At 36.1% G+C, this 9,738-nt stretch carries 11 protein-coding genes; 9 read left to right on the top strand and 2 right to left on the bottom strand.

What is annotated here, in order from left to right; translation table 11 throughout:
* The first annotated feature begins 378 nt into the window (after positions 1 to 378).
* The 9 genes from ACT29I_RS25185 to ACT29I_RS25145 all read left to right on the top strand — a co-directional run bounded on the left by ACT29I_RS25185 (position 379) and on the right by ACT29I_RS25145 (position 8,521).
* Complete coding sequence (locus ACT29I_RS25185) at positions 379 to 750, top strand: VOC family protein (RefSeq protein WP_430936492.1); 372 nt, start codon at positions 379 to 381, stop codon at positions 748 to 750.
* Positions 751 to 1,470: 720 nt separating this feature from the next.
* Entirely contained in the window at positions 1,471 to 1,755 is a 285-nt protein-coding gene (locus ACT29I_RS25180) for a hypothetical protein (RefSeq protein ID WP_444794790.1), read from the top strand.
* A gap of 174 nt (positions 1,756 to 1,929) precedes the next feature.
* On the top strand, positions 1,930 to 2,256 hold the full coding sequence (locus ACT29I_RS25175) for a Crp/Fnr family transcriptional regulator (protein ID WP_430936496.1): 327 nt from the start codon (positions 1,930 to 1,932) through the stop codon (positions 2,254 to 2,256).
* Between the two features lie 85 nt (positions 2,257 to 2,341).
* Positions 2,342 to 3,529, top strand: a complete 1,188-nt coding sequence (locus ACT29I_RS25170; RefSeq protein WP_430936498.1) for a winged helix-turn-helix domain-containing protein — start codon at positions 2,342 to 2,344, stop codon at positions 3,527 to 3,529.
* Positions 3,530 to 3,838: 309 nt separating this feature from the next.
* Complete coding sequence (locus tag ACT29I_RS25165; protein WP_444794789.1) at positions 3,839 to 4,171, top strand: TfoX/Sxy family protein; 333 nt, start codon at positions 3,839 to 3,841, stop codon at positions 4,169 to 4,171.
* 22 nt (positions 4,172 to 4,193) lie between these two features.
* A complete protein-coding gene (locus ACT29I_RS25160) occupies positions 4,194 to 4,376 on the top strand; it encodes a hypothetical protein (protein ID WP_444794788.1) in 183 nt (60 codons plus the stop codon).
* A gap of 8 nt (positions 4,377 to 4,384) precedes the next feature.
* Entirely contained in the window at positions 4,385 to 5,500 is a 1,116-nt protein-coding gene (locus ACT29I_RS25155; protein ID WP_444794787.1) for a DNA alkylation repair protein, read from the top strand.
* A gap of 277 nt (positions 5,501 to 5,777) precedes the next feature.
* Complete coding sequence (locus ACT29I_RS25150; RefSeq protein ID WP_444794791.1) at positions 5,778 to 7,340, top strand: TolB family protein; 1,563 nt, start codon at positions 5,778 to 5,780, stop codon at positions 7,338 to 7,340.
* Between the two features lie 182 nt (positions 7,341 to 7,522).
* Complete coding sequence (locus ACT29I_RS25145; protein WP_444794786.1) at positions 7,523 to 8,521, top strand: Gfo/Idh/MocA family protein; 999 nt, start codon at positions 7,523 to 7,525, stop codon at positions 8,519 to 8,521.
* Between the two features lie 365 nt (positions 8,522 to 8,886).
* On the opposite strand, the gene tnpA is transcribed toward ACT29I_RS25145, so the two are convergent.
* Together tnpA and ACT29I_RS25135 are read right to left on the bottom strand one after the other, a co-directional pair.
* Positions 8,887 to 9,339: an IS200/IS605 family transposase gene (tnpA, locus tag ACT29I_RS25140; RefSeq protein WP_444794785.1), complete on the bottom strand. Its 453-nt coding sequence runs from the start codon at positions 9,337 to 9,339 to the stop codon at positions 8,887 to 8,889.
* Positions 9,340 to 9,536: 197 nt separating this feature from the next.
* Positions 9,537 to 9,738 (bottom strand): hypothetical protein (locus ACT29I_RS25135; RefSeq protein WP_444794784.1); only part of this gene is annotated, 202 nt, incomplete at its 5' end.

Here is a 9,738-nt window from a genome sequence, read left to right as displayed (position 1 = left end):
TATTTGGCTGAAATAATTAAGTAGTTGATTCTAAACGTCGTTATATGTTTGTTCAAATATGAAGATAAGTCACAAGTGGTTCATATAGCTAATGAACTATACATGTACCGGGTAGGTTCATATGAAAAGCAAATGAAGAACTTTATCGGTAAGCATATGAGGGAAAACTTCACAGCCTGTCCACGAACATCGGGATACGGTTTGATGCAGGGGGCGCTGATAGTTTATTTATAATTATTACTTTTAGTGGGTATTAATTGGAGTAAGCTATCAGGCTCTACTCTACGCGGTCATTGTAAAAAGTCAGGGGCTCTTTTAAAGACTTTGCCGGTAATAGGTGGTCAGTTGGAACTGAGACGAACAAAATCATAAATAGGTATGACAAGATTAGAAACCATAATTGCCGTAAATGACGTTGCTAAAACTTCAAAATTTTATCAAGACTTGCTGAAATTAAAGAGTAATCACGGTGGCGACAATTTTGAAATGTTAGCAAACCAAAAAGGAGAAGTTATCCTTTGTCTTCATCGTTGGGGTGAACACGACCACCCGACAATGAAAGACCTAAACATTGGAGTTGGTAACGGACTTATTTTGTATTTCAGAGTTTCGGAACTAAAAGAAGTGTGGGAAAGGGCAGCTAAACTAAATCTTGATATTGAAATGGATCTTCATTTGAATGAAAATTCGGGACAACAGCAGTTTGCATTTAGAGACTTGAATAATTATTACATCATTATTTCAGAATAGAGAAGAATGAATGAAAAAGAACAACGACCCGCTAATATCACCTTTACGCAAGCAGGAGTTTAGTGCTTCGTAGGACAGGAAAGTGCTAAATTTTAATTTCAGTTCTTCGCAGAAAGTTAAGTGATTAAAATTCCTGCCTGCGTATAGCTGAGAACCGTTATCGGTAAGAAGGTACGTTAAACCCGCAATATGCATTAGAAAATCTATTACACATTGAAATTGTTTCAAAACAAGACACTCCGCTGCTTCACTTCAACTCACCATAACGATGCTCCTGAAAGTAATCGGGACAAGTTATGCCTCATTTCAGTAAAGCCTTGTTTTATTGCACTTTCAATGTTCACGATGAAGTTCTAATGCATAATCAGGGTTAAAGGCGCATATTTCACAAATGAAAGGACTGACAATCTCAATATTATTTTTTATCAGCTTTCTTGTTAATGGACAAGTGAAAAAGTTGTCTGGTGATAGTGACATATTATTTTGGTATAAACAGCATGTTGATTTTATAAAAGAACTTGGAATAAAAGAAATTACCTCATTCCAAGAAGATTCGGTGTTCAGATTTTGGGATGGTAATAAAGTCGTTCAAATAAGTAATAATGGGAAATATTATCAGGGGTGCAGGGGGCACTGATAGTTTACTTATTATTGTTACTTTTAGTCACAGTAATTCGAGTAGACTTTCAGGCTCTACTCTACCCCAAAATTTAAAAAAAAATGAAAGAAGCCAGATTATATGTAGACTTTAATGAAATGATAGAAGAAGATTTAGTACTACTTTCAAAAACTGACATTAAAACGGATTCTGAAGGAAAAACTATCAAATTAAAGGAAGGGCTACATATAAAAATATACTCAGACGACTTGAACAGTTGCAATGAAGTTGACAATCTTATTGCCAATGGAATTGTAGAATTGAATACCCATGGCGGTTGGACAAGCGAGGTGAAATGGTGTTGTCGAATTGACAGCAAAGGTATTTATAATGAATCACAAGAATAAATGAAAAAATAAACGAGTGATTGGTTCTAAAAAGGATATTTTAGAGGTGATAAATGCAATGTTGTTCGAATTCTTCTGCAAGGGTGTGCTCGTGGTTTTGTAGTTGCAGATGGTAAAGAAGTAACTACTAATTTTTATTTTGAGCATGACCATACTTACGATTATATCAATTACTTGAAACAACATAAAGGAGATATAACCATCCAGGCTTTAGATGATATAGAGGCAATAGAACTATCAATGGAAGCACTCGACTTTTTACAATCGGAGGTAATTGGTTTTCACAGAATGAGTCATCAAATGTTTAAAATGAATATTATAAAATCCGAATCTCAGCGAATGGATTTTATAATTAAAACCCCTAAAGAAAGATACCTTGCTCTACTCAAAAATAATAAACAAGTAATTTCAAGAGTTCCCCAACATCAAATAGCATCATTTATCGGTATTTCGGCCGAGCACCTAAGCCGAATGCGCAAAGAAATACGTGATACAGAATGAAACGAGTATGTTCCTGTTTAATCCCAACTATAAATGACTCTTGTGAGTTTCATGAGTCACCTTTGAGAATTTTTAATTTAGACGAATGAATGAAAAACTTTCCATAACTGAAGCTCAGAAACTTGTGTTATTATCACAAAGCGTATTTCCTGCAAAAACAAAAGGAACATCTTTAGATAAGACATTAGAGAGTATAGAACACCTTGGTTACGTTCAAATAGATACCATTTCAGCTGTTCAACGTGCCCATCATCATACATTATGGAACAGAAATCCACACTATAAACTTTCCCATATTGATGAATTGGCGGAAAAGAAAAAGATATTTGAGTATTGGGCACATGCAGCAGCTTATTTGCCAATAAAAGATTATCGGTTTTCACTTCTTCGCAAACAAGCCATATACAAAGGCGATGAAAAACATTGGTACGAAAAGGACAAAAAACTAATGAATGTCGTTTTGAAACGCATTGAAAATGAGGGTGCATTGATGGCTAAAGATTTTGTCCACGACGGGAAAGTTGCTGAATGGGGTAGCAAACCTGCAAAACGTTCGTTGGAAAATCTGTTTATGCAAGGTGAACTCATGATTTCATCTCGTAAGAATTTCCATAAAGTTTATGACCTTACAGAAAGGGTTTTGCCCAAATCCATTGATACAAGTATACCAACACAAAAAGAATACATACGTTTTCTGATAACCAATTACCTAAAAGCTAACGGTATTGGGCAAGATAGCGAAATCGCTTATTTATTGAAGAATACGAAAAAGCTCGTTACTGCGGAACTGAAAGAAATGCAGTCAAATAAAGAGTTGATTCAAGTTAGTGTTAACGGGCAATTTTATTACGCGCTTCCAGAAGCTATACCATTGTTAGACAAACGACTTAGCCGAACCCAGTTAAAAATATTTTCACCTTTTGACAACCTGCTAATACAAAGGAAACGGATACAAAGCCTGTTCAATTTTGATTATCAAATTGAATGCTATGTTCCTGAAGCCAAACGTAAATACGGCTATTTTGCGTTACCTGTACTCTGGAATGGCAAGTTTGTTGCCCGAATGGATTGTAAAGCTGATAGAAAAACAGCTACCCTCCATATTTTACATTTAGCACTAGAAGATGGATTTAAAATTAACGATGCTTTCAATAAGGCATTAGTGAAGGAATTAATGTCGTTTATGGCCTTTAATAACTGTACTACAATTCAACTACATAAAACAACTCCTTCTCGATTCAAAGAGGTATTTCCAAAGACTTTTCTCGAATAAAAAATACTATTTCGCTCTGGTCAAACCAGTTTCTTAGCAAATATCAACGTCATAATTTTTCGCGGTCTGTAATTTTGCGTTTAGTATTTATTCTTTGGCTTTGTTCGGTAGTTTTTGGAAGCAACGGAAAATCGGTTCTTATATCAGGAACTGTAACGGCCTTTGCAACTATCGGTATATTTTGGATTGCCAATGTAAACTCAGGGCTTGGAGAATGGAGTGCTGCATTTAAAATCTTTCCGTTGGCTTGGCTTGAACTCTTAATTGTAGCATGGATAGCTTTAAAACTATATTCAAGAAATAAGTAAGATGGCTGTTTCAAATGATTTTCTGCAATACGTACTCGACCAGTTATCAAGTGGGGGAAATGTACACGTAAACAGGATGTTTGGCGGTGCTGCACTCTATCAGGAGGATTTGGCTTTTGCTTTGATTGCCAATGATATTTTTTACCTAAAAGTGGACAATACAAACAAAGAGAAATATATTGTAGCCGGTTCAACTCAACTGAAACCTTTTAAAAACAATTCTACCGTACTTTCTTTTTACAACATACCGGGCGATGTGCTGGAAAATTCCGACAAATTTGTGGAGTGGGAAAAAGAATCCTTAGATATTCAGAAGAAAAGAAACAGACAGTAATTATTTATGAAAATCAGAAATCATGAAAAAACATATGTGTGACCAATGCAAACTAAGAGCAAAATACGATAAGTCTCCTAAATCTGTGATTGGTAGATTTTGGCGATGGCATATTAACTTTTGCCCAGGATGGAAAGCCTATTTAAAATCATTGGATGACGAAAAAAAGACAGAAATTAAAAAGCATTATAAGCTGAATATATAGTAGAACAAATGGCTGAATTATTTAAAAACCTCTTCTCAAAAGAATTGATGTGTAATGTATCGGAATCCATTGCACACGTAAATTGCGATTTTTATAAACAAGACTTTCTTTCCAAAATATTTATCGAAAGCTGGGAGGAAATGGAATTTAAAGAGCGCATGCATCATATTGCTATGGTTGTGAGAACACAACTTTCAGATGATTTTAATGAATGTGTAAATGAGCTTTACCTAATGATTACTTATTTGAAATCGAGTGGAGCGGATAAATTTAAATTTGCCGAATTAGCCTATATTTTTATTCCTGATATTATTGAGAAATATGGCATGGAACATTTTGATACTTCTGTAGTTGCTTTTGAAGCCATTACACCATTTACTTCATGTGAATTTGCTGTTCGCCCTTTCATTATCCAATATCAGGATGAAATGTTAGACAAGGTTATGGAATGGACAAAGCATGAAAATGAACATGTAAGGCGATTGGCTTCGGAAGGTAGTCGTTCTCGCTTACCGTGGGGAATGGCAATTCAGTCATTAAAAAGTAATCCTGAACCTGTTCTTCCAATTTTGGAAGCTTTAAAAAATGATTCTTCTGAGTACGTTCGAAAAAGTGTAGCCAATAACCTCAATGATATTTCGAAGGATAATCCTGAAACGGTTATTGAGGTAGCAAAACGATGGAAAGGCAACACAAAAGAAACCGACTGGATTGTCAAACACGCTTGCCGTACCTTATTAAAGGCAGGTAATAGCGAAGTATTGCAGTTGTTTGGTTTTGCTCCGCCTGATAAAATTGAGGTTAATGATTTGACATTGATAAACGAAAACTTAAAAATGGGAGATGAACTTGAGTTTTCTTTTTCACTGAACAATCTGTCTTCAAAATCAGAAAAGGTAAGATTGGAATATGCTATTTACTATATGAAGAAGAATGGCAGTCTATCAAAGAAAGTGTATAAAATCAGCGAGAAGGAATATGCAGCCAACTCAGTTACAAAAGTTGTACGTAAACAGTCTTTTAAGATTGTAACCACCCGAAAGTTTTATGTGGGAGAGCATATCCTGAGTGTGATTATTAATGGGCAGGAAATAGAGGAACGAACATTTGAATTGAATGTATAAAAGCCATAATGACTTTATTAGATGTGGATTATAGGATTAATATCGACAATATGTTTGGCTCTAATTGCCTGGATGTCAATTAAGTTAAATCAGGCACTAAAAAAGGGAAGCTTACATCGGCGGGGTTAAGTTCAGCAGTAAATATACGTAATGCGGGACAATTTAGTATATTTAAACAGTAAAGCTTTGAATAAACAATGTTTCGGTTTGATGATGAAGTGCCTTGAAATACGGGACTACGCATATTGGAGCTAATTTTAAAAAATCAGACAAGGTGATGAATTTATCACTTAAATATTTTTTCATTCTTAAACTTTCTCGTATGTTTTTTGTAAACTATTTAAAATATACACTTTTAATGTCAATCATTTTTTCGGGATTAGGTGTCGTCAACGCACAGACCAAAATTGGTTTATTTGATAACCATATAGATATTGGAGAGGTAAAAAGTTCTGGATTTGCATCGTATAATGAAAAGAATCAGACTTATACCATTGGAGGAAGCGGAAAAAACATGTGGTTTGACAATGATGATTTCCATTACCTATGGACGACCATGCAAGGTGACTTCATCTTAAGAACAGAGGTTGAGTTTTTGGGCTCTGGTGTCGATCCTCATCGCAAAGCAGGTTGGATCATAAAGAACGATCTGAATAGTGAGACGCCACATGTAAATGCGTGTGTTCATGGTGACGGGCTTACGTCTTTACAATACAGAACCACTATAGGAAGTAACACGGAAGAAGTAGTATCCAAAGATAGTTTACCAAGCGTTATTCAATTAGAAAGAAGAGGGAATGAATTTATCATGTCAACTTCAACTTTCGGAGCCCCTTTCGTTGAAGTCAAAACAATAAATGAAGGCATCAATAAGCAAGTTTATGTTGGTCTATATGTATGCTCACATAATCCTGATATCCTGGAAGTAGCTAAATTTAGAAATGTTAGAATCATTCGTCCTGCGCCATCGGATTTTCAGCCATACAGAGACTATATTGGCAGTCATCTTGAAGTTTTGGAAGTTTCTACCGGTCATAGACAAATATTGCACAGCACTTCAAACTCCATTCAAGCTCCTAACTGGACGCCAGATGGAGAACAATTAATCTATAATTCTGAAGGCCGACTGTATCGATACAATCTCTCAGATGGTAGAATAAGTCCACTTAACACAGGCTTTGCCATTAATAACAATAATGATCATGTTCTTACTTTTGATGGTACCTTAATGGGGATTAGCCACCATAATGCCGAAGATAATAATCAATCAACTTTATATTATTTACCTGTAAAAGGCAACGCTAAACCTGTCCAGGTCACACCCCGTGGTGCTGGCAATTCATACCTCCATGGTTGGTCACCTGATAATAAAAAGATGCTTTTCACGGGACATAGAAAAGGACAATTTGACATTTACTCAGTTGATATTTTGACTGGGGAAGAAGTGCAATTAACAAATCAAAAAACCTTAGACGATGGGTCAGAATATAGTCCTGATGGAATCCATATCTTTTTCAATTCTGTCAGGTCTGGTAGAATGCAACTTTGGAGAATGAATGCCGACGGAAGCCATCAAATTCAACTGACGCATGATGAATACAATGATTGGTTTCCACACGTAAGTCCTGATAAAAAATGGATTGCTTTTATTTCTTTTCCAAAAGATATTGATGTTAATGATCATCCATTTTATAAACATTGTCTTTTAAGAATTATGCCCTACAATGGGGGGACTCCCAAAATAATTGGATATATATATGGTGGTCAAGGATCAATAAATGTCCCAAGTTGGTCTCCAGATAGCAAGTTCATTTCATTTGTCTCAAATTCTAAGCTATAACATATTTCCAATACTGAATATTGCAGATTCTGACTTGAATGAAAAATGAATTAAGAAATACAGAACAATCAGTAAGGTTATAAACTTTTTTTAGTGTAAAGTCTAATCTATAACTTTATCAAACTGCGAATCTTAGCGAATATTGTAAACAGAATTAAACTAATGATAAAACCTTTCGGAAAATGGCACAGAAAATTACAGATGAAATTTGTTGGGGAATTATTGGTGTAGGTGATGTTTGTGAAACAAAAAGCGGACGACCACTTATACAAGTACCCAATTCAAGTGTTAAGGCTGTTATGAGAAGAAATTCTGAAAAAGCAAAGGATTTTGCTCAACGACATGGTATTGAAAAGTGGTACGATAATGCCGATGATTTACTGAATGATCCTGAGATAAACGCTATATATATTGCAACACCACCAGAAACTCATGCTGAATATACCTTGAAAGCAGCAGCTCTTGGGAAACCGGTTTATGTGGAAAAACCAATGGCACGCTCACATAAAGAATGCTTATCAATGGTAGAAGCATGTAAAAAAGCAAATGTTCCTTTATATGTGGCTTTTTATCGCAGAACACTACCAAATATTCTTAAAGTAAAGGAACTAGTTGATAATGGTTCTATTGGAGACGTTAGAAGTATAGATATAAAGGTACAAATGACAATTGAAAATGAAATTGTAGGAACCCACGACCACTCTAATAATTGGCGAGTTGATCCTGAAGTTGCAGGTGGCGGTTACTTTTACGATTTGGCTTCGCATCAATTAGATGCACTCGATTTCATTTTTGGTCCTATCACTGAGGCAAAGGGGTTTTCTGAAAATCAATCAAAAGCCTATAAAGCTGATGATATCACTGTTGGTGTTTTTAAATTCAAAAATGGAGTTTTAGGAAAAGGGTTGTGGGCTTTTAATACCAGTAAGGCGTCGCAATATGAAATGACAACAATAATTGGTAGCAAAGGACAAATATCTTTTCCTTTTTGGGGTGATCATCATGTTACTTTAAAATTAGAGAATGAACCCGTTAAGAAATTTGAATTTGAAGTTCCTGAATACATCCAGGAGATACTTATTCAAACTATTGTAAATGACCTACAAGGTAAAGGGAAATGCCCTAGTACGGGAGTTTCAGGAGCCAGAACAAATTGGGTTTTGGAGCAAATAGCAGAGTAAAATTAAATATAAAGAGATGAATACTACAATTAATTCTATTTATTGTAACAGGTTCTATCTGTTTTCGATTTACAATTAATAAGCTTTTATTAAAACCGGAAACATCATCCGTTATTGCTGCAGGACGTTCATCAGAACGCAATGTATGAATATTAATATTTTCAAGATGAAGTCCATCAATATGACGGCCGTCAGGCTAAGGGTAGAATACATGGGTATGTAATTGATTAAAAACACGAGCGCCAACGGCGCGAAGTCTCTAGCCCAGGGTGTAAGCCCCGGGATATTAGACGGGTTATGGTATAGCGCCAACGGCGTGAAGTCTATTCCAAAGCCGGTCGTTCCTCCAGAAAACCCCATATGTCCTAATCCCATACATATCGCGCATCATACGCCACATTATATTTTTTCAGAAAAGCGCTGTATTCGTCCTTAAACGATTTGTTTTTGTGATGTTCATTTTGGTTTATGATATAGTTACGGACAACGTCAATTTGTGACGGGTTTACAGAAAAAGCACCATAACCTTTTTGCCAATAAAAACTCTTGTAATGGCGCCCTTTTCCTTTTACCCATCCCGAAGAATGGCTTTTGACGGTCTCTATCAATTTCATTAGAGCTATTTTTTGAGAAAGTAGAACGAGTAGGTGAACATGGTCGGTATGCCCTCCGACTATTACAGGATTGCATTCAAGTTCCCTGCAAGTTCCTCCAAGATAATTGAACAGTTCGTTGTTTATTGGTTCGATGATAAAAGGGTATCGGTCTTTTGTGCTAAATATGATATGTGTGTAGTTGTAAACAAGAGATTGAGGCATGTCTTTTTTATTTAAGTCACGAACATTTTGGAATATAATTTACAATGATTATTGGCACAAACCAAGCTTTATGGACTGTATAGCGAGGGAAAATAGAGCACAACGAGGGTTTATACTTCACGCCTTTGGCGCTCGATTTACATTGGTACTACATCCCAGCCCTGGCAGGCTGGGCTTTTGACGTCACGCCTTTGGCGCTAAGTTTGTAAAAAACAGCTTAGCCCGACGGCTATAAATAAAATGACGGGTGACGGGCTAAGGGTAGAATACATGGGTATGTAATTGATTAAAAACACCAGCGCCAACTGCGCGAAGTCTCTAGCCCAGGGTGTAAGCCCCGGGATATTAGACGGGTTATGGTATAGCGCCAACGGCGTGAAGTCTATTCCAAAGCCGGTC

The organism is Saccharicrinis sp. GN24d3 (genome assembly GCF_052400645.1).
Taxonomy (GTDB): domain Bacteria; phylum Bacteroidota; class Bacteroidia; order Bacteroidales; family Marinilabiliaceae; genus Saccharicrinis.
This window is presented reverse-complemented; position numbering and strand designations above follow the sequence as displayed.

Coding starts and splice junctions, on each gene's coding strand:
- ACT29I_RS25165 (WP_444794789.1), top strand. CDS start 3,839: ATGGCTGTTTCAAATGATTTTCTGCAATACGTACTCGACCAGTTATCA.
- ACT29I_RS25185 (WP_430936492.1), top strand. CDS start 379: ATGACAAGATTAGAAACCATAATTGCCGTAAATGACGTTGCTAAAACT.
- tnpA (WP_444794785.1), bottom strand. CDS start 9,339: ATGCCTCAATCTCTTGTTTACAACTACACACATATCATATTTAGCACA.
- ACT29I_RS25150 (WP_444794791.1), top strand. CDS start 5,778: ATGAATTTATCACTTAAATATTTTTTCATTCTTAAACTTTCTCGTATG.
- ACT29I_RS25155 (WP_444794787.1), top strand. CDS start 4,385: ATGGCTGAATTATTTAAAAACCTCTTCTCAAAAGAATTGATGTGTAAT.
- ACT29I_RS25170 (WP_430936498.1), top strand. CDS start 2,342: ATGAATGAAAAACTTTCCATAACTGAAGCTCAGAAACTTGTGTTATTA.
- ACT29I_RS25160 (WP_444794788.1), top strand. CDS start 4,194: ATGAAAAAACATATGTGTGACCAATGCAAACTAAGAGCAAAATACGAT.
- ACT29I_RS25145 (WP_444794786.1), top strand. CDS start 7,523: ATGGCACAGAAAATTACAGATGAAATTTGTTGGGGAATTATTGGTGTA.
- ACT29I_RS25180 (WP_444794790.1), top strand. CDS start 1,471: ATGAAAGAAGCCAGATTATATGTAGACTTTAATGAAATGATAGAAGAA.